14 protein-coding genes and 1 tRNA gene are annotated in these 21,555 nt (G+C 41.5%); 5 read left to right on the top strand and 10 right to left on the bottom strand.

The window, feature by feature from the left end; genetic code table 11:
• From ACK8HY_RS08995 to ACK8HY_RS09005, 3 genes are all read right to left on the bottom strand, one after another.
• Complete coding sequence (locus ACK8HY_RS08995; RefSeq protein WP_416133395.1) at nt 1-3,258, bottom strand: SusC/RagA family TonB-linked outer membrane protein; 3,258 nt, start codon at nt 3,256-3,258, stop codon at nt 1-3.
• Between the two features lie 187 nt (nt 3,259-3,445).
• On the bottom strand, nt 3,446-4,549 hold the full coding sequence (locus ACK8HY_RS09000) for a FecR family protein (protein ID WP_416133396.1): 1,104 nt from the start codon (nt 4,547-4,549) through the stop codon (nt 3,446-3,448).
• A 182-nt stretch (nt 4,550-4,731) separates the two neighbouring features.
• On the bottom strand, nt 4,732-5,289 hold the full coding sequence (locus ACK8HY_RS09005; RefSeq protein WP_077438397.1) for an RNA polymerase sigma factor: 558 nt from the start codon (nt 5,287-5,289) through the stop codon (nt 4,732-4,734).
• A 269-nt stretch (nt 5,290-5,558) separates the two neighbouring features.
• On the opposite strand from ACK8HY_RS09005, the gene ACK8HY_RS09010 reads away from it, so the two are divergent.
• From ACK8HY_RS09010 to ACK8HY_RS09020, 3 genes are all read left to right on the top strand, one after another.
• Nucleotides 5,559-6,077: an NADPH-dependent FMN reductase gene (locus tag ACK8HY_RS09010; protein WP_077438398.1), complete on the top strand. Its 519-nt coding sequence runs from the start codon at nt 5,559-5,561 to the stop codon at nt 6,075-6,077.
• 85 nt (nt 6,078-6,162) lie between these two features.
• The gene (locus tag ACK8HY_RS09015; protein WP_077438399.1) at nt 6,163-6,384 is read left to right on the top strand and encodes a VF530 family DNA-binding protein; all 222 of its coding nucleotides are present in this window, start codon (nt 6,163-6,165) and stop codon (nt 6,382-6,384) included.
• A 54-nt stretch (nt 6,385-6,438) separates the two neighbouring features.
• Entirely contained in the window at nt 6,439-6,891 is a 453-nt protein-coding gene (locus ACK8HY_RS09020) for a KTSC domain-containing protein (RefSeq protein WP_416133397.1), read from the top strand.
• Between the two features lie 163 nt (nt 6,892-7,054).
• Here the strand turns inward: ACK8HY_RS09020 and ACK8HY_RS09025 are convergent, their stop codons facing one another.
• From ACK8HY_RS09025 to ACK8HY_RS09035, 3 genes are read right to left on the bottom strand one after another with little or no spacing between them, the layout of a single operon-like run.
• Complete coding sequence (locus ACK8HY_RS09025; protein WP_416133398.1) at nt 7,055-8,749, bottom strand: hypothetical protein; 1,695 nt, start codon at nt 8,747-8,749, stop codon at nt 7,055-7,057.
• A 34-nt stretch (nt 8,750-8,783) separates the two neighbouring features.
• Nucleotides 8,784-9,911 carry a FecR domain-containing protein gene (locus ACK8HY_RS09030; RefSeq protein WP_416133399.1) on the bottom strand — a complete coding sequence of 376 codons (1,128 nt, stop codon included), beginning with the start codon at nt 9,909-9,911 and terminating at the stop codon, nt 8,784-8,786.
• A complete protein-coding gene (locus ACK8HY_RS09035; protein ID WP_077438403.1) occupies nt 9,908-10,441 on the bottom strand; it encodes an RNA polymerase sigma-70 factor in 534 nt (177 codons plus the stop codon). Before ACK8HY_RS09035 ends, ACK8HY_RS09030 begins: the two co-directional genes overlap by 4 nt.
• A 322-nt stretch (nt 10,442-10,763) precedes the next feature.
• Between ACK8HY_RS09035 and ACK8HY_RS09040 the strand changes: the two genes are divergently transcribed.
• A complete protein-coding gene (locus ACK8HY_RS09040) occupies nt 10,764-11,327 on the top strand; it encodes a porin family protein (protein ID WP_077438404.1) in 564 nt (187 codons plus the stop codon).
• 262 nt (nt 11,328-11,589) lie between these two features.
• Nucleotides 11,590-11,663: transfer RNA gene (locus ACK8HY_RS09045), tRNA-Pro, on the top strand.
• Nucleotides 11,664-11,748: 85 nt separating this feature from the next.
• On the opposite strand, the gene ACK8HY_RS09050 is transcribed toward ACK8HY_RS09045, so the two are convergent.
• From ACK8HY_RS09050 to ACK8HY_RS09065, 4 genes are all read right to left on the bottom strand, one after another.
• The gene (locus ACK8HY_RS09050) at nt 11,749-13,620 is read right to left on the bottom strand and encodes a hypothetical protein (RefSeq protein WP_416133400.1); all 1,872 of its coding nucleotides are present in this window, start codon (nt 13,618-13,620) and stop codon (nt 11,749-11,751) included.
• 102 nt (nt 13,621-13,722) lie between these two features.
• Nucleotides 13,723-16,785 (bottom strand): DUF5107 domain-containing protein, encoded by a 3,063-nt coding sequence (locus tag ACK8HY_RS09055; RefSeq protein ID WP_416133401.1) that lies wholly within the window; start codon nt 16,783-16,785, stop codon nt 13,723-13,725.
• Between the two features lie 138 nt (nt 16,786-16,923).
• Nucleotides 16,924-19,932, bottom strand: a complete 3,009-nt coding sequence (locus ACK8HY_RS09060) for a glycoside hydrolase domain-containing protein (RefSeq protein WP_416133402.1) — start codon at nt 19,930-19,932, stop codon at nt 16,924-16,926.
• Nucleotides 19,933-20,065: 133 nt separating this feature from the next.
• Nucleotides 20,066-21,547: an aryl-sulfate sulfotransferase gene (locus ACK8HY_RS09065; RefSeq protein WP_416133403.1), complete on the bottom strand. Its 1,482-nt coding sequence runs from the start codon at nt 21,545-21,547 to the stop codon at nt 20,066-20,068.
• Between the last annotated feature and the right edge of the window lie 8 nt (nt 21,548-21,555).

A 21,555-nucleotide genomic window follows, 5' to 3' on the forward strand; every position in this document is an offset into this window, starting at 1 on the left:
TTAAAATTTAACACTTAAGTTTGCTCCAAACGTACGGATGGCCGGTACACCCCCCAATTCAAGACCTGGGAATGTTGCATTATAACTTGATTCCGGATCAATATTATCGGTTTTGCGCATTAATGTAAAGAGGTTCCGTCCCACAACACTTACATTTAAAGATTTAATTTTATTATTAAACATTGCTGTTGGGAAGCTGTAACCAATGATTAATTGTCTAAATTTTATAAAGTCGGCACTGTTGACAAAGTTCTTAGAGACGTTGTTGGCAGTATTTTCGTAGTATTTAGCAGCCGCTCTTCCGATCTCCTCACGTCTTTCCACCGTATGCTGATGTAATCCCCAGATATAACCATAATAGTCTGTCGCCGAGAACAATTTCCCGCCCCATTTACCATCAATCAGGAAAGACAGATTGAAATTTTTATAATTAAATTCATTATTCCATCCCGCAAACCATTTATTCATTGCAGAGCCATAAGCTTTTAATTCGCCACGGTCAGGTGAACCATCAGCTAACTTTACGATGTTACCATCCTTGTCATATTTGTTATCATAAGCCATTACCTGAAATGCGGACAGCCCCACTTTATTCATGATAAATCCAACATTGGAACGCGAGGTTGCAACGAGCTGATCCTTCAATCCATCTGCCAATGAGATGATCTTATTGTCATTATAAGATCCATTTAGCGAAGAAATCCATTTAAAGTTTTCAGCTTTAACGATGGTCGCTGAAATCAATGCTTCAAAACCTTTGTTTTGCATTTCCCCCGAGTTCAGTACAGCTGCTGCATACCCAGTTGCCGGTGTTGTCGTATTGAAGATAATTTCATTCTTGGATTTCTTGTTGTACCAGGTCAAATCTAGATTCAAACGATCGTTCAGTAGGCGAAGTTCAGCACCGATTTCCAACTCATTTGCAATCGAAGCTTTTAATGAAGTGTTTGGTATATTCCTATTATTAATCGAGCCCAAAGGTGCTCCATTTAAATTTTCGCCTCTAAAATTATAGCTCAATAAGGTCTGATATGGATCAGTAGCCTGCCCCACCTGAGCAAAACCTGCTCTTAATTTACCGTATGACAACCAAGAGGGTTTGAAATACTCCGAAAATATGAATGATCCTGAAACGGAAGGATAGACTGAATTCAATTTATTGTTGTAACCCGGCGTTGCCAAAGTAGAATACCAATCCGAGCGCAAGCTACCGGTCAGATAAAACACATCCTTATAGGCAAACTCGGCTGTACCATATACAGACTGAGTTTCCGACTCGCTTTCCAGGTAATTGACGGATTTATTTTTGGCATTTAATATATTATAAACGAAAGGGATAATAAAATCGGTTCCTGAGTTCGTTAACTGCGACATCTTTGTATTGCGATAGCTAGCACCGATATTTGGTGTCACTGTATAATCCCCAAAACTAAAAGCTTTGCCCACTAAGACATCCGCATTGATATCTGCAAATTTTGTATCCTGTTCATTTATTTTTCCATACTCATAATAGGCTGTTCCGGTAGGTAGAACATTTCGATAATGATCTGTATAGGCATCACGACCAGCACGCCCCTGGATAAATAGTCCATTTTCAAGCGTATATTTCGCGGTTAATGAAGCAATTGAGCGATCTCTTTTTGTATTATTCTGGAACTCGTAAGCTGCAAACCAAGGGTTGGTCGCGTAGATATTACCTGTTGTAAAAGGAAGCTCGTACCCGTTTTCTTTCTTCCAAGGTTTTAAATCGTTCACATTGACACTGGTTGGCAGGAACATCGCGTTAAAATTAGCATTACCTGACATATCGGATACCATGGGTCTATTTTTTACTTGTTCCAGGATCATGTTGTAACGCGCATCGATGGTCAATCTTTTCAATGGTTCAAATAGACCGACCAAATTAAATGATTGTCGGTTTAAGCCCGAATTGGGAACAACAGAATTGTTTTTAACGTCTGTACCTGAGAAACGGATTGAACCGCCCTCAAATGTTTTATTCAAAGCCAAGGTATTTGTCCAAGTTGAACCTGTCCGATAAAAACGGCCCAGATTACCCGATTGATAGGAATATGGTCGCGATACACCGTCAAACTGAGGCACCTGACTACCGTCCAATTTCGCGCCCCAGCTCGATCCTCCAACCTGTGCAGCAGCCTTGCCATCAGCAGGTTTTTCACCGTTTGCCCCCTGACCATAGATTTGTTGCCAATTCGTTTGGTCGATAATTCTTTCCGCGACATAATTGCTATTAAAATCGATGGAATTACCTTTTCCGGATTTGGTCGTAATTAAAATAACCCCCGCTTTAGCCCGCGAACCGTATAATGCGGAAGCCGCCGCTCCTTTCAATACCGAAATACTTTCGATATCATCAGGATTGATATTACTGATTGCATCGCCCAGATCCGGTGCATTGTCCCATTGACTCCCCGAGTTTCCCCTGGAATTGGCATTGCCAACTCCAACGGGCTTGCTCTCCATTGGAATACCATTGATCACATATAAAGGCTGATTGGACTGCGAGATACTGGAAACTCCACGTATGGTAACATTCGACGCAGCCCCTGCTCCACCTGAAGTAGCACTAATATCCAAACCGGCTACTTTTCCGACAAGCGAATTCATCACATTATTTTCACGTGCTGTGGTCAACGACTCGCCAGCGACTTGTGTTACGGAATAACCCAAAGAGCGTTTTTCCTTTTTCATGCCCAGTGCTGTCACCACCACCTCATTTAACATTCTGTTGTCTTCGATCAAGATGATTTTCATATCACCATCCTTCGTCACGAGCACTTCCTGTGATCCATAGCCTGCAAAAGAAACAATTAAGGTATTACCGGTAGCGGCATCGATGGAAAACCGGCCATTCGTATCTGTCGCGCGACCCACAGCAGTACCTTTAACACGTACGCTCGCCCCCGCTAAGGGATTTCCCTTGTCGTCTGTTACAATACCCGAAACAACGACTTGCTGTTGTTGACTAACCACTACAAGCCCCTCTTTGGAAACCGAGTAAACCAGCCCACTTTTATTGAAAAGCTTCGCCAAAACATCCAATACCTTCGTATTATTGACATTGACAGAAACCTCTTTATTTAAATTCTCATTTGTCGAATTATAGACAAAATAATAATCACTTTGCTCTTCGATGAGTTTAAGTACCTTGCTTAGTTTGGTTTTTTGAACATCCAAGGACACTTTTTTTTGGGAAAATACAGATGCTGAAACATTGATTACAGCACACGTAGTCATAATTAAGGCTAGTTTCATCCGGATAATGAATCTAAAATGCACAATATATCCATTGCGCATTTGCAATAAGCAATTTTTAATCATATTTTAGTGTTGGTTAAAATTAATATTAAGCAGCACGCCCCAATGTTGCTGCTTTTGGTTAATCATTTTTTCAATGAAGGATGGTGTTGGTCCACCATCCTTTTTATTTTTCTGAGATAGTTATTTTTTTCCCATACAATTCAAATTTAAATGGTTCGACTTTCTGTAAAGCACTCAATACCTGAGTAATATTCTCCTTGCTAAAGGTTGCCGTGAAGCGATAGTTTTTTAATTGCTCACTTTGAAGTTGAATATCCACATCATACCAGCGTTCCAATGTTCTTCGTAAAGATTCGAAATCTTGGTCCACGATTTCTAATCTATTTTCCTTCCATGCGATATCGGGTATTTCGGTCGTATTTGACTCCACAACGGGAATATTCTCGATTGCAATTTCCTTAATGGGCAGCTTGCTTAGGCTTGGCTTATTACCTTTGCTTGCATTTACCGCAAGCTCAGCTTGGTTTTTAAATATGGTAATCTTTTGATTTGGCTTGATGACAACAGAATTCTCTCGCTGTCCTTTGCTTTTCATCTCAATAGATCCCTCCACCAGTACAGCTTCGGCCGTTGGTTCCTCGGGATAACTTTTCACATTGAAGGTCGTTCCCAAAACTTTGATGTCAAAATCAGAAGCCTGCACCATAAATGGTTTTTCCTTATTCTTGGCGACCTGAAAATACCCTTCGCCAACTAAACGAACCTGACGCAAATCAGCGTTAAAATCCGAGGACAGCTCCAATTTACTCGCTGAATTGAGGGTAACGGTGCTCCCATCAATAAGCTCAAAGGTCTTTTTTTCACCCTTTTTTGTCTGATAAACCTGGCCAATATGTGTCATTGGCTGTGGAACAATATCATCCACGGGAGCCGAATAGTACCATAACCCCGCGGTCACTATAGCAACAAACACCGCAGCAATAGTTGCCCACTTTTGCCAGCTCATCTGGCGGATGGATACAGATTCTATTGGCACATGTTGGAGATCTGTCTTCAATCTTTCCAGCTGTTCATGGATAGATTTACGGTTTCCAACTAAAATTTGATAAAGGCGTTTTGCTTTTAGGATCGTTTCGGCCTGCTCCGGATGATTTAAGCAGTATTGTTGCCAGTAAAGGACACAGTTTTTATCTTCTCCTGAACAATACTTTTGAAAAGTATCGTCTATCAAAAAATCTTCTAACTGTTTATAATCTTTTTGGCTCATTCTAATGGGTATTTATCCTATAGTGCCCAAGAGCTGATCTTTTTCCTAAGAAAAAAACAAGATATTTTACAAATACCTAATATACAGTTATTTATTTTTTTAATTAACGTAAAAAGCTATAGGGTACCGCCGCAGTTTACCAGACCATTCCTCGCAAAGATATTAGGCTTAACGTTCAGCCCTTAAATATCCTTCAGCTCTTCCCGCAATATCTTTAAGGCATCGTAAAGCGTATTGTACGCTGTTTTTACCGACATCTGCGTGATTTCTGAGATCTTTTCGTACGTATAACCTTCAAAAAATTTAAGGTTGACTAATTGTTTTTGACGAAACGAAAGTTTCTCCAATGCTTCTTTTAAACGGATCTGAATAATCTCATTGGTTTGCACCTTGATCACAAACTCTTCATAAGGCATTTCAATCCATTCATCCTCCGCTTTTACATTCTGGAGTGCCGTATTGATTTTATGTTGCTTTTCGATTAAGCGTAGCATACGCCTTTTTAGGAAGGTAATGAGGTAGGACTGTACATTTTCAACGCGTTCAAGCTGCGTTCTTTTTTCCCAGATCTTGACAAAAACCTGATCCGTCGCTTCGCTTGCTAGATCCGTATCACCACAGGTACGAATTCCAAAATTAACAAGCTCCTGATAAAGTGCTCCGTACAGATCAAAAAATGCGGCCTCGTCTCCAGTACGAATACGCTCCCACAACAAGCGGTACCCCATTTTATTTCTCATAACAAAAGCATATCATCCGTATTAAAGCTAATATAAGTCCCTATTTCCAAAAGTATAAACTTAATCCGTAAAAGGAAAAAGTTTTTATCTTTAGGTATACTTATCTTGTATAGGCTCCTAAATTGTCATTGCCAAAACCATATCAATCATTTGGGTCAATAATCGTAAATTAGTCGCTTCAAAACCTTATACGGTAAAATTGATAAGTAAACATCAGCAAATTAACAATTAAACAATCAGGCTTCTTATAGCTATTTAAAATATATTCAATGAAAACCATTTTCGCGATCATCGGTAGCGCGAGCGCACATTCATCCAATCATCAGCTCGTACGTCATCTCCAACATAAAGTAAACCCCGAGGCCAATCTAGTCCTCTTTGACCGCTTGAAGGAACTGCCACATTTCGATCCTGAAGAAAGCACCTCACAACCACCCATCGAGATCGTTGCCTTGCGTCAGGTCATTCAGGACGCAGATTTGATATTGTTCAGCAGTCCGGAATATATTTTCAGTGTACCCAGCGGATTGAAAAATCTACTAGAATGGTGTGCCGCAACAACAGTTTTTACAGAAAAGCCCGTCAGCATTATTACAGCTTCGGCACAAGGGGAAACGGGACATGCCGAACTACAACGCATTATGCAGGGACTTGGAGCCCAACTTGATCCCGAAAGAAACCTCCTTATTCAGGGCGTCAAAGGAAAACTGGATGCAGAGGGAAATATCTGGGATGACAAACTTGAGCAACAACTTGATCAGCTGGCAAAACAGCTTACAAAATGCTAGCTAAAATACCAATGCATGATCCCAAATAGCATAACATTGTAGTAAAAAGCAATTTAAAATAGACAAAGATTGCTAACTTTACAGCATGCAAGAACAAGTCAACAATCCATTACATGGAAAACGGTTGGATACAATCATCGAATATTTAGTGGAATATTATGGATGGGAAGAATTGGGGCAAAGGATATCTATCCGATGCTTCAATGAAAATCCGAGCGTAAAATCTTCACTAACTTTCCTAAGGAAAACTCCTTGGGCCCGTGAGAAGGTTGAACAACTGTATCTAAAAACCCTAGGTAAAAAATAATCTTATTTTCAGGATATTGCAAATAATCTGATTATTAAGCATATCTTTGCCGCCATGAAAAAAATTGCCGACTACCGTAAGTTGTTAAATGTGGATAAATCAGTGGATCTCAAAACCCTAAAATCCACCTATCGGACCATTATGAAGGAATGTCATCCGGATAAATTTGTCAATGATGAAGAAGGACGTTTGGCAGCGGAACAAAAAAGTGTGGAAATGATTGAAGCTTATCATTTCTTGGTAAGCATCTGTCCAGAGACAATTGAGCAACAATTACCTATCTATACTAAGACAATCACAAATTCAGGTATTCAGGATATCGATTGGAAAGCTCAAGTTTTAACGATCACTTTTCACGATGGTAGCCAATATGAGTATTTTGGTGTCCAACGAAATGACTATATAAAATTTGTCAATGCAGATTCATTGGGACGGTTTGCACGTAGACATGTTTTCCATTCCTATCCTTATCGGAATGTGTTGAAAACTGCCACAATTGTTGCGTAGTTAACGCGTAATTCCAAATGATCATTATACATACGAGTCTATAGCCTCTGTATCGGTTAAAGCATCAGCGCCCTTTGTTGTTTCAACAAAGGGCGCTAACGTAAAATGTTAAATGTTTAAAAGCTACTTATATAACAACGGCACATACCAAATAGTTTTAATTTTATAATTTTAACATTAACCCCGCTGTTCCACCACCATAAAACGTGTTTCTCGCACGGTCTCTTCCCCAGGGCTTCCAACGGGTACCACCACCTGATATAACATCTTCATCCCGCTCAGCATAATTGAAACTGGGCGCCACAAATATAGACAAGGCATCCGTCAACTTATACGAAGGAATGACACGAAAAGAAGATCGGTGATTGTCCAACAATTTAAAATTGTCCGTTAAATGATTACGTGACGCAATTTCCGTACGGAGTGCAAATTTGGACCTATTCAATAGCACAGCCCCCAGACCTGCTTCAAAGAAATATTTCGAAGGTCCATCATCCGATAGAGCCGCACCTACCGATAGGACACTATAGAGCACACGGCCTCCGGAACGAAACTGTAGCGAAAGATAACGATCCGCGTCTATGGCCAATGCAAGGCTTTTTTCTCCGTTTTTGATTAAATTTAATAGCCCGATCGGGTAATCACTACTATCGGCAATGTTAACTATTCCTGCAAGCTGAAATCCCTTTACTTTTTTTGCCTTATTAGCAATACCTGCTATTTGGATGCCCACATTGCCACTGCTGTTGTTTATTACCCCCGCTATTTGGGTTGTTCCTCCGGCTTCCCGCACTGTATTGGCAACTCCGGCAAGCTGAACGCCCCGTACCGTATCGGCCTTATTCAATACGCCACCAATCTGGACTCCCTTAACGGTTCCAAAAACCCGATTGCCTACCCCAGCTAACTGTACACCACCTACATGGCCACCTACGGTATTAAACACGCCTGCCACCTGAAAGCCCTGCATATTATATTGGTTGATATTGAATACCCCGCCAAGTTCAACGCCTTTCACTCCCGCGGTTGCACCGCCGATGATATTTAATGAAAACTTATTGACAATCTGTGACCGTATAAATCCATGTGAGCTTAGCCCCGGTGTCATGGATATCTGATAAGGACTATACAAGAACATTCCGCCGAGATTCATGTTCTGTATCTGTTGGGCAGGTGACAGGAATATCCGACCAAAAAAAGATTTATAAAGGCCATGATCTTCTTCATAGCCTTCGAAATAACCATATTCACGTTTCTTTTTGTCACCCGTCTGTGCTTCAATAGGAAAAATAACCATCACACTGGTATCCCGAAACATCTCTTTACTCACATTCACCGCAATCAGATTACTTCTTTTCTTGACATCCAGTTCAAAATAACCATTTTTGTCCGTCAATGTAGATAATAAAGCGCTACGGTCGAAAATACTGGCATTGGAAATTGGGTTATTCGTTCGGACATTTTTGATATATCCGGTAATGACAACCTTATCTTTCCTCGGTGTCTGTACCTCAAAATCAACCGACATTCTTTGCGGTGTATATTGAACGATAATATGTTTGCCTAATTCCTTAAAGCTATACTCCTTGCCCAAAATCCCATCGAGATAATCATATAAATTCCCCTTATAAGCCCGGGGATAAATAACGCTATCCATCTGTAAAATATTTCCATTGAAAGAAAACAATACATCCTGCCGTTCCTTTAATAGCTGAAAGACTTCACCGACCGTTATTTTTGAGAAAGCGGGCATCTGAACTTCCGCCGCGAGCTTTTGCTGTGCTAGCCCCCAATGAAAGGAGCATAGCAGGGAGAATAGGAGATAAAACCTGATTCGCTTTATAAAAAATAGTATCATGATGCTATCTGTACAATTTTGCTTCGAAAACATGTTATCGCTTTTGATTATTTGTTAAGTGAATTTCTTTGCCCTGAACCTCGACCTTTAAGTCCAGGCTCTTTGCCATCACCTTGAGTATTTCGGTCAGGCTATTTCTTTCAAATTCGGCTGTATACGGTATTTGTTGAAGGCTGGGATCATCTATAATAACTTTATAGTCATACGCACGGGTAAGCAGCTCAGCGACATCCTTCAAGGGTGTATTCACAAAATTAAACTTACTGTCTACATAGTATTTATAGAATTTATCCTGGACAGGCTTTTTTTGTACAGTTGCAGTATCGGCATCCCTTATCGTAAGCATCTGATCCGGCCGTAGAAAAATCTCCTTGTCGGCATAGGCTACTTTGACCAGTCCGGTGGCGACGATGACCTCTGTTGCTTTGGGAATGCGACGCACATTAAAACTCGTCCCCAGTACCGTAATTTTCGAATTCCCTGTCTCGATCACAAAAGGATGCTTTTTATCCTTTTTCACCTGAAAAAACACCTCTCCCTTTTTCAATTTGACATTTCTGTTTTTATTACTCCAGGTACTCGCATAAGCCAGCTCCGTATTTCTATTGAGTGTTACCGTAGACCCATCTGGCAATGAATCCCTAAGCACAGCTTCTTGGCTCACAAGATGCATTTCCTCGCGCTGCGAACGGTCGAATACGTAGAATCCTACCATACAGACCAGCAGAATGCTCGCCGCAGCCCACCAGTTCCATTGAATCACTTTTGTTTTCATTGTGGGGATTCCGGTAAGCTCCGATGCTCTCCTGTCCCTAACAATTTTAAAATTCATCCAAGCCTTATCCACATCCACTTCTGGAACTTCCAGAGGCTTAGGCAAGCTATCCCATAACTTTTTCATTTGCAAATATGCCTCCCTATTATTAGCGTCTTTTTCCAACCATTCCTCTACGATCGTACGTTCGGCTTCATTCGTTTCCCCGACCATATATCTTTCTAGTAGTTCCTTGTTCATCGCATATAGATAAGATAGAAATACGTTCTTCACTTTTAAGTATTCCGCTCTGTTGGCAGGATCCTGTTCCAACCAGCTTTGCACCAAATTATTCTCCGATTCATTGGTTTCCCCAACGATATATCTTTCCAGTAATTCCTTATTCATAACATATAGATAAGATAGAAAATAATCAATGTTAAATAATCCATAAGCTCAATACGTAGGTGACGCAATGCTTTGCTCATATGCCCCTCGACTGTTTTTATCGAAAGATCCAACGTAGTTGCAATATCCTTGTATTTCATCTCCTGAAAGCGGCTCAGTTCAAACACCGTCCTACTTTTTTCGGGCAATTCGGCCAGAGCCACCCTGAGTTTCTTATCCAGGTCCTTGCTGCTTTCGTCTACAGCTGGTTCCCATTCCTGTCTGTGCTGTTCATAAGACTGATATTTGAGCTTACGTTGCTCCTTCTTAAGAACATTCATGCTTTCATTATAGATCGCACGATAGAGGTAAGCTTTCAGCGAAGTGTGGATCTGCTCCTCCCAATCTTTCTCCCATAACCGCAGAAATACTTGCTGTACGACCTCCTCGGCCCCATCGCTATCCCCCAGATACCTAAAAGCATAACGATGCAATTCCTTGTAATGCGCCCGAAAAAGCTGCTCGAAATTCTTTTCTTTATTTTCCGACATTGGTTAAATCTACCATTTGATTAAACAATCTACTTTATACTAAGACAACGCAAGTAATCATTACCCTTATTTATTTTTTACTTTTTTTTCCTGCCGATAATAATATCCCATCAACTTACTAATAAACTGCCAGCCCAAGTTCATCAAGTATATACAGCCCGCTGGAATTAAAGTACGACAATGATCGATCAGCTATCCAAGATTGGCACTAAAGGTAATTATCTAAAAATAGAAAAATGTTTTTTTTCTAAGGGTATACTGATTTTCCGTTGTCATAGTATAAAGCGACACGAAAAACTAGATAATAAAAAATAGTATTAAAATGAAAACAACAATTAAAGCGGCCTTAGTGGCATTCACATTACTAGGAATAACAGGAACGGGACAAGCTCAGGAGGTCACCTATGGTGTACACGTAGGAAGCAACTATCACATGACCTCATTTGGAAACAAGTCCGTTAAAGACAATAACGGTAAAGTAGGAGTTTCTGTTGCCGCATTCGCGCGGATCGGAGATCGTATCTTCTTTCAACCGGGCATCGGAGCTAGTCTTTTGCGAAAAGAGTATACTTTTGAAGGTAGCCAAAAGACCCCTAAGTTCTATCAGGTCAATCTTCCACTTCAAGTTGGGTATACATTTTTACAAAATGGTGATTTCAGTTTCCGTGGCCTATTGGGGCCGCAATTGAATTATGATCTGAAGACTGTCAAATCCGGTCCTACTACAGAGTATAAGAAATTCTCCTTTGACGGTAGAGCTGGAATCGGCATTGATGTCAGTAGCTTTACAGTAGATGCCTATTATAGCCATGGGTTCACCAGCGTGGATAAAACACTGGATGCCAAGAATAAAACCGTCGGTATTATGGTTGGCTATAAATTCTAATAGCGGTTTATTAAAAAAAAACAGCTATTAGAAAAACCACAAAAAACACAAATGCCCCTTGACGATTGAAAATAGCGTGCAAAGCTAGAAAGGGGTAGAAGTCATAAGAGAATGTCCGAAATTTAGTACCTTAAAATTTCAGGCATTCTCTTTTTTTCAATTAGATTTTATTTTTTGTCAATAATTACTATTTTAGCGCTACCAAAAATTTTTCCTAAAAAAAGAGCTTAGGATCATCCTATCTCAGGTTATTGGAATAATTCGGGATGTAGCGTAGCCCGGTATCGCGCCAGCATGGGGTGCTGGAGGTCGTCGGTTCAAATCCGGCCATCCCGACAGAAAAAGAAAGACCACTTCATTTTAAGAATGAAGTGGTCTTTCTTTTTTATAACTTGAGATTCAAGCAAACCCTTTGGATAAATCAAATTTCGGCCACCACCAGCTTCTGTTCCAACATAAAAGTTACTATCCATTTACTCCCGATTTTAAAAGCGTTTAAATTATTGGGTGTATTATCACTGGATTCCGTTTCCAATGGTACATAAGAATAAACAAGCTCAGCTTCTCCCTCTTGTTTAAATGTAGAGCCATTGATTAAAACCGTCTTTATGCCATGCGTGAATGTGTCTCCATATTCATAAAAGAAACGAAAATTATCCCCATCTGGAAGCATGATATACCGATCAAAAAGATGATCCTTTAGTTTGATCGATGGTATGGACTTTTTTTGAGTGATCGGATAAAACCAAAGTTCATTATCGGCTTTATCAAAATAAAACGCCTGTTTATCAGCAGACAGATAACGGGGATGCCATGGTAAATTAGGAGGCAGCTTCACTGTTTCAACAGGTTCCAATTTAGCATTGAGCGATAGGTGATAGATGACCTCGTTTAATTTAAACAGCAATGGAAAGTCCGGCGAAATGGTATTCATTGCTGCTGAGGGTAGATACTCGATTTTTCCTTTGGCAATATGTGCTTCTGTTAACAACCTGTCTACATTTTTTTGCGCTATTATCGCCCCTGTCTTACTGTTGATACATAACATTTCATAATTTACGGTCCGATCCTTATGATAAAGGATATAACTATGCTCCGGAGTCATATAAGTATGATCGATGATCATATCCCGTACCAACGACAACAACTTTTTGGAAGCCCGTTGTTTATAAAATGTAGTCTTTTCATTGCTTGGTTCCGCACTGTATTGCCCCCATTGGAATAGCTTATTGATGGTGAATAGCGTTCCATTTTCAACCCTAAAATCAACGAATTCCGCTGCATTTGGTTGTTGTGGAGAAGCAATTTTACCGACCTGTATACTACTGTCAGCAGGATTTATACACAATAGTTGCTGATCCTTAAAATTCAGGTAATTTGGCTGTGGGTGTAAGCGGATGATTTTGTCCTTTGCTTCATCTAAAGCAAATAGTCCGTTCGTGTTTTCTTGAAATGTCTTCGTCCATACTTTCGCTCCCCTTTTTTTGAACTGATCTTTGGGATTAAGACTGATTACCTTATCTAACCAGGTTTTCCATTCATGCTGTGAAGCCTCGGCCGCCGGTACGCCCAAAGATTCCATCTGGTTACTGACATCATTCAACCTTTTTCTCGCAAGATCAGCCACCGTAGTAGGTCTGTAATCATGTATGGCATATCCTCCATCAGTTGTTTCAGCACAGCCCACATAGTGAACCATAACCTGTTGATTATTGTCTAAATGATCTATCCACTGTGGCACATGGCGCAGGTCGCGATAATCAGAGAAAATAGACCATTCGATGGTATCTTTTAATGTAGGTTGGTTAAAAATAGTGACTGGATAACGGTCATTTTCTGAAGCAATCTTGTCTTTATTATGTGCATTGAAAAACGTAACATTCTTTGTATAATAACAGTTTTCCATACCCGGAACAGCAACTATCTCAAACGTAAAATCCCGGTCATAGGTAAAAAATAAGTTTTCCCTATCCGGAAAAAGAGGGATCAATAAAATATATGCTGTCCCCAGCCTTTTGGCATCCGCTTGACTTAAATGTAGGAAAAAACCATTTTCAGGAAGATAGATATCACCTTTATTAAGTACAAAAAGTAACTTTTCCATTGCAGCACTTAATTGAATAACCTGGTTATTCGACTTGAACTGCCCCCTAACTGACTGCACTTTTTCCGACGTATCCACTCTTGACTGAAGTTTTCCCTGATTTTCCACCGATTTGCTATTACCGTGGCATTGGCAAAATGCTATGATCAATAATACCAAATAGAGCTGCCTAAAGATCATTCTTACCATTTATTTCATCTCTTGTATAATTAATTCAATTTACATCTTTTTTATTGAATACAAAATACCATAAAACTATTGTGGTTTTACAGCTATCAACGACAAAGAGAATTAAAACATACGTTGGTCTTGCTCAAAATAAATGTGCCTGATCAACTCCGGCCAATAGGCTGTTAAGTTTCCTTTTTGAAGCTGATCAAAAAAAACAGCATCTGACTGATTGATCCCTCGGACAGCTTGACCTCCACGAACAATAATACCTTTATTCGTCAATTGCTGTACGGCGGCCTGTTGAAGTAGGAGTTCGAATTTATTATTAGGCTGCTTACGCTGGCTTATCTGCTGTAGAAAGTCGGTTTCACCATGACTGTTACCCATTTTCTTTTGTAGATAAGCTGCGAGCCAGTCCGCCAGAATTTCATTTTTACCTTCCGGATAGGGTTCTCCTACCCCCAGTTGCACCGGCCAGGCTCTTGATTCTTCCACCTTCAGATTTGCTTCTTTATATTTTTTTTGTTGTAGGTAGTTATAAGCCAGCATTAATTTGGTCTGTACATAGTAGTTATGTCCTTCTGTCGCTCCTTCAAAAGGAAGGATTTCGACCTTTTGCAATTCACGTTCAGCGAGCAGATATTCTTTATTTAACAACAAAGTCCGTACATGGGCTAAGGTCAGGATATAGTTTTTGGGAAATGCCAGATGATACTTCCCACTAACCTCGAGTGCCTGATCGTAATATTTCCCTTTATTTAACAATTCGACCAAACGCAGGCCATAGCGCCATTCATGTGGTTCCGCTGTTGTCGCTTGTCTCATCGCTGTAATGGACTGATCGATCTGCTGATCTTCTTCAAGGCTAGATTTCACGGCAAAGTAAGCTCCAAAATCCGATGGTTCAGTACTTACCGCATCCAATAGCCGCTTCGCTTTCCCCCCCTGATTTCGGAAACGATAAAGTAATGCCTGCAAATAAGCAACTTTCCAATTTTTCAACTGCTCGCCTGCCCATTCAAACACCGGTCCACTTTCTTCACGAAATGGAAACACAAAGGTTGGATTGGAAGCTGCCGCTCTTGCCAAATATTCCTGACTCACTGTAGGATTAGTTTTGGTCAGCCAGGCCAGCCACAATAACATCTCTGTATTTGGCTTATTTTTATTGAGTACAGTAGCCGCACGTTTATATTCATGTAGATCGGCATACCAAATGGCCAGTTCAAAACATTTTTCCGAAGCAAATTCCTGCCTGGATAGCACTTCATTTTTCTCTTCAAATTGAATAAAGGCATTGAATGGATCGTTGCGAACAATCCGCTCATAGGATGCCGTATCCAATGCTGTTCCTTGCCGCTTTTGAATGAGCAGCCGCAATTGCAATGCGTCTATATTTAGTCCGTTCGCCACTAATGCTTTCTCCACATAGGCCAAAGCCGGTTCATCCTGTTTGATCCGGTAATGGCACTTGGCAAGCTGTAAATAAGCCGCACTGCGCCAATTTGGATCCAGCGAAGCTACTTCAAAGCCATCCAGAGCATCATGCGTTCTTTCGAGCTTGACTGCGGCCAAACCATAATAGTAATTGGCTGCAGCATCGTACGTATCAATCGCCAATGCTTGACGCGCATAATCGTAACATTGCCTATAATCCATCCTGAACCAGGCAAGTTTGGCCTTCTCCAACAACAAATCCAATTGGGGTACTTGCTTTTCGGTCAACCTGTTTAGCAAAGTTTCTGCTACCCCATATTGTCGAAACCGGAGCAAATCTCGTACTTCGAGTAGCTTGGTTTGATTGCTATCGATCATCGTTTCACGGCTTGGTTCAGTAGGTCGATCCAATGTGCTAGCAATATCATGCTGTCGTAAATCAAAATAATCCCCTCCTAGTTTGAGATAATAGGGGCTGTCATCGCTTTTTAATTCCACAACAAGCTGTTTCACTTCCCCCACTCGAGCGGTTAGATAATTAGCTCCGAGCGGCAAGCCATTCTTGTCGAGTGCAAAAATGCTATCTTGTAATGGTCGTTTGGGATCAACGGTCAACAGGAGCTTTTTGGCTTCTTGTTTTACCTGTAGCGCAGCCGATAACTGAAAATCTTTCGGTTGACCTATTCCGGCAAAAGGCATCCAATACTCCGTCCATGAATCGCTCTGATAAGGTGCGAATCCAATTTGCTTGAATGGCGTTAAACTACTTGACGGCACGTTCTGATTGAATAATCGACCGCTTTGGATCTCCACATATTGACCACTCCGGTCGGTCAGCAACTTCTCCCAGATCTGCCCATCTCCGGCCTGTGACCACAGAAATATTTTCTTACCCAATTTATCTTCACGCAGTGCATATCGGGCCATCCCATGATCGTGTTCCTTATAATATACCCCAAAGGCCTTGCTATGTGCTCCCAGCACATGATACGATTTCGAACTCCCAAATGCATTCTCCCGATAGTTGGACAGATCACGGCCTTCGCCATCAATGGGCCATGAATGCGCTTCCCCGTCGTGGCCGATATACCGGTTGCCCGGATATAGGAACTTCAAGTCCTCGCCGGCCGCGACCCCCAGATTCATCCAGGTATAATAAGGTTGCTCAATGGCATTGCCATTCGACCAGAAAGAACGTGTCGAAAAATAACCCTTGTCTTTTTCCAAGCGAATTTCCAACGTCCAGTTGCTGCGGCTCAAAAGATCGAAAGCATGTATAAAACAACTTGCACTTCCATCCGCATGCTCCTGCAGTAAATAATCCACCGCTGTAGACGTGTTGGGGGTATGACCTATAATTCCATAATTCGCTTCAATACCACCACTGGTCCAAGGCCCTCGCATCGCGATATCTCTGAATTTTACGACTCCATTGTTATAGATATAATCCCGCTTTCCTATTTTATCATAAGCAGACCAGATCTTTCCCCCTATTTCCGGCATAATCTGAACCCGGATATAATCGTTTTCTAAGATCACAGTCTTCCACTCCTTTTCAATGGCGGTATTTGTAAAACCATCAAATCGAAAATAAGGATACAATTTCTGTGCTGAAGCGATTGGGTCCGGATCCGAAAAAGGATAGGTTGTATACCGTTTTTTTACCTCAGCGATCTTTGTAGGGTTCTGCGCCAATACAGTTAATATCGCATGCCCCAATAGCGCTAACACGAGCCATTTTTTCATTGAAATATGTATTTATTCATTAATCAACTAGTTGCCCGGAAGCTTTCAGATAAATGTGCCAACTCCAGCAATACGAGCATTCCACATCTTCTCCAAAGAACCCGGATTAACTCCCTAGGATATATAGGCTACTAGCTATTATTCTATTAGCAAAATGATCCCTTTATTCTTGGCAATAGAAATCTTATCGTTCATCTTATAAGCTGTACCAGATTGGAAATCGGCTATTGCAGGAATCGATAGTTTGGCCTTGTGGGAATCAATACCCAGTTTTTCCCAATCAATAACTAGCTGTACATCGACATCTGTATCAGCCCAGCTGGCTATCGCAACCATCGCTTTTCCGGGTTTGGTATAAACCGTTGCCAGTACTTTCTCGTTATCCGTTTTTACTGGAACGTTTGGTGACCAATAACCGATCATATTGCTCCCCTTGATACCGAAGTTATCCCAGGTCTTCCACAAGTCCTTCGGTGTCAGTTTTTGGTAGGGCATCCGATTGGTCATCCCATAGATCATTCCGCGCCATGGATTACCACCATCCTGAAGCATTTCGCCCATCAATCCAAACGGGATGCCACTCACTTCTGTTAAAAAGAAATCAGGTTGGTTATTTTCATAGTCAAAATATTCTCCAAACCATAATCTATTGAGATAAGGAAAATGTTCGAGGTAGAGATTCGCACTGTTGTTAAAGCCGTCGTTTTTATTATATTGATTCGCTGAGTGCAAATCAATCAGGCCCGATTTTCCATTTTTGGTCAACACGCGTTTGATACGCTTCATTGTCACCCGGTCAAAAGCAACATCATCCAAATAAATCCCATCAATACCAATATGGTCAACCAGCCAGTTCATACCCTCCACATAATAGTTGTGCCATCTGTTCATACCACTGTTGATTATCGCGGCATCTTTAAATTCTGGCACATACCAAGCCGCAATGTAATTTTTCCCCACATGTTCCTGCAACCAGGAATAACCACCGCCTTTGCCCGGTGAAAATACCTCGGTACCTAAACTTCGTAGTGGATAAAGTTCATAAACTCTATTGGAGACTTCCCGCACCGTATTGTAAATCTTCACTTTTAGTCCAGCTTGATGCGCCTGATCAATATATTGCTTCATCTCTTTGGTCGCGATAAATGGATAATTGATATAAGGATTGATCACATTGGCATGGTGGATATTAATGACGTTTGATCCACTTGCCACGACCGAATCGACTGGTTTATAAGCGTGATAATAGCGCTCGTTCCATTGCGCTTCGGTATTTATCGGATGGAATGGGGTAATTAGTAGGTTAAAATTATAATAGAGTACTGTTCCTTTTTTAAGCTGACGTTCACCACTATAGCTATTGACCAATACCGATTTACCTTTGAGGCCGATATCTATTCCACCTTTATTCTCATTGCCCCAGGAGCTTGGTAGCACCAGTGGTTTTTGAAGATAGAAGTTTGTGTTAAGTGGTCGTGAATAATGTTCATCGCGTAGTGAAAACTGAAGTCCTGCATTTACAGCACCAATCCAGCCACCATCCTGATTCTTATTCGCCACATCCCATTTCCAGGCAAGCTGTTCGGGACGCTTTCCTCCCTTGTATCCCAGTCCCATAAAATAGTTTGCTTTGTCAGGCATAACCGGGATATGCATATTGACATCTTTTAAACTGATATCATTTAATGCGGTTAGCTTAACCACATAATGTAAATAACCATCAAATTCCAGTTTACCTTCCACTTCCATAGTAAGGTCGGCCGATTCATTTTTGGCTATCCAACTGTACTCACCCTCATTTTTTTCTTTAAATTGTACACCCGCGGCTTTCAAGAGTATTTCCTTACCATCGGAGGTGCGATAAAAATGAAAATGCACCGGTTCATACAACAATTCATTTGGTTTTGTCGAGATCGATGTCATTTCAGGCGTAAAAAATGTACTGATCTGTTTGGGCAGACCACTTGCGCTCAGCTTAACTTCACGCCCCAGTAGCTGTAAGGTCGAGTCAGCCGTCAACACAATTGGCGTATAGGGTGCAATGACTGTATTTTTTTGTGCCAAAGTTGAGTTAAGCCAAGGCAGCCGCGTCATTTTCCAGGGCTGGTCAACACTAGCAAGTCCACTGCCATTGTCCGAAACATGAAATATAAGCTGCACCTTCTTCGCTATCGCATTCTTTGGTTTGACGGTCACGGTGCCGGTATAAGTGCCCACCGGAATATTTTCCGGTACCTGCATACCGCACCATAGCGCTTGTACCCTATTCGAAGGTACATTTACGGTCAGGTGCATGGGCTCTCCGGTATAAGCTGTACCCTCAGTATTCAAACAGTTCAAACTATTAGCGGCAATTATTGTCCCATCGCTGGACTTAAAATCCGAAAATGATACCTGAATCGCTTGAAGATCTTGCTTCGGCGACCAAAGGCCCAATTGAAACGCGTAATACTCGCCTTTTTCGGCATTCCCTTCAAGCTGAGACGGGGTTTTAGTTTTTGTCATCCACAATTGCGGGAGGTTATTTTCCATTTTTATGGGCGACTCCCTTCGTTCAGGGAAAACAAAATAATCTTCTTTTGCATTGCGGTTTAAGAAACTTTTGATTTCCGCCCCAGTAGCCAACACTTCCATAGGATCATTGCTATTGTACTGATCCACGGCATCAAAGCGTTCAACACGAACACCTTTGGTGCTTATGCTTCTACTTTTTGCTGCTTGCGCCGGTGCCGATGTTGAATTTTTCAGATAGATTGCGTCCGGATAATTGCGGCTCCGCCCGCCCATTTTATACGGTAAATAATAGACATAATATATTCCCTTGCCTGAAGTCGGATGAAAACGCAAGCCCCCCGATTCGGCATTCATCCAGAGATAATTAATCGACCCGATCTGTTTATTGCTCGCACTGTCCACGATAATCACCTGTTGGTTGGCCTCCACCCATCGGTTACGCCAGGGAATAGCTACCTGCACTTCTTTTTGGTCTGAATTTACTTTCAATACCGCACGGTGGTTACCAAGCTGATCTGCATCCCATTTTTGCTTTTCAGGCGGATAAGCCAGCTGCGCATGGACAGCGTTTACTAAAAATGATACGGCAAGGATTGTTGCCAACTTAGGGTAGGCTGTTCTTTTCTTCATCATACAAGGTGTTAGGTGTACACAAATGCCTGTACACGTCGATATGTCACTATATTTATTAATCGTCCTAAAAATCATCTTGAGCTAATATGGTATACGCACTTTCACTCAAGATGACCTGATCTATTTTTATGCCTTAGTTTTTTCGATATTTACTCCAAATTTCTTCTGGAACATACACGGCCCGATAAGGTATAAAATAGGCGTTTAACTCCCAGAGCACCTTACCTTTTTTATCCGTTATCAGTACCGATCCCGTCTTTGAACTTGTTTGCAGCAGATTACCATTCGCTAGTTCATAAGCACTTCCCATCCGCGCCGTGAATTGTTTTTTGGGGATAGGGGCCGCATAAGCCAATGTTGCCGTTTTGTTTTTTTGGTCTAGGTTGAAAGCAATGGCGCGGGATTGTTTGTTAGCCGTTGTACTATCGCGGGGGGAGAAATCACCATTGTCAAACAGCAGGAGTTCACCGGTTTTCGTGATATGTGGTGCATGCTGAAAATAGAACAGGTCGCTTTCCTTCAATTTAAAGTCACCGTCCTTTCCTAATTTCCAGAGAATATCGCCCGTTTTCGCATCAATTTTCCAAACCTGATTTTCAATTGGCGACGAAGTGAGGTAATTGCTGTCCCGATCAAAAGAAATCGTATTAAAGTGGAATCTATCGTGCTTCAAGCTATCCAGTTTTTTGTCCTTGAGAATATCCCATTTTTCCCAGGGGGACCATTTTTTTAAGACATTTCCTTTGGTATCCATGGTTAAGATAGCATCTCCCCAAAGCGTATCTTTGGGATGACCAGGTCGGTCATCTATTCTAAAATCCCTGACAATACCGACAATATTATTCCGCTTGTCCATCTGTACATCGTGGTGCATCACGATCCCTTTTTTGTCCAGGTCAATTCGGTTAATTTCCTTCCCTGTCAGATCAATCTCCACCAAGACGGTCCCCCCTACAAACCCGGTCCTTCCGCTGCGGAGATAATAACTGGCATTGGTGGACTTTTTACTCGGTTGATTGGGCTTATTGAACTCATCTTTGCTGGCAGGAGCCAGTAAGGCTAAAACTGTTCCCCTTGGGGTTAATGAAGCTAGGCGAACACCCAATTTCTCGTCCTGCCAGTACCAACGGATCGTTCCCTTACCATCGACCATGGCCATATAGCCGGGATAGCCACGATAGCACAATAATACAAGACCATTCCCAAGTGCTTTTTCATCGTGTGGATGGTCGGATTTGATCCAATCATGTACCATCCATGGGGATTGCGGTCTTGTCTTAAACGACTGTTCACTGGATTTGATTGGGATGGCCCGGTCAATGACCACCCGAAATTTGTAACTGCTATTCGGTTCCAGCGTCAACAAGTGAAAGGTATGATGCTGCACCGATTTTGATGTCACCGTCCGCTGCACATCCCCATTCCCCTCTTTCCAGTATTCGATATACACATCCGCGGGTTTATTGAGACGCACATGAATGTCTTCATCCAGCGGTAGGTTATTGGGCGACGTCAGTTCAATTGTGTCAATTTCGACCTGATTCGTATAATAATAGTAACCAGCAGAAGCAGCCGCAATAACAGCTAGTACAATAATTGCTTTGAATAGTTTCATCTGCATAT

The organism is Sphingobacterium sp. NGMCC 1.201703, assembly GCF_047784615.1.
Taxonomy (GTDB): domain Bacteria; phylum Bacteroidota; class Bacteroidia; order Sphingobacteriales; family Sphingobacteriaceae; genus Sphingobacterium.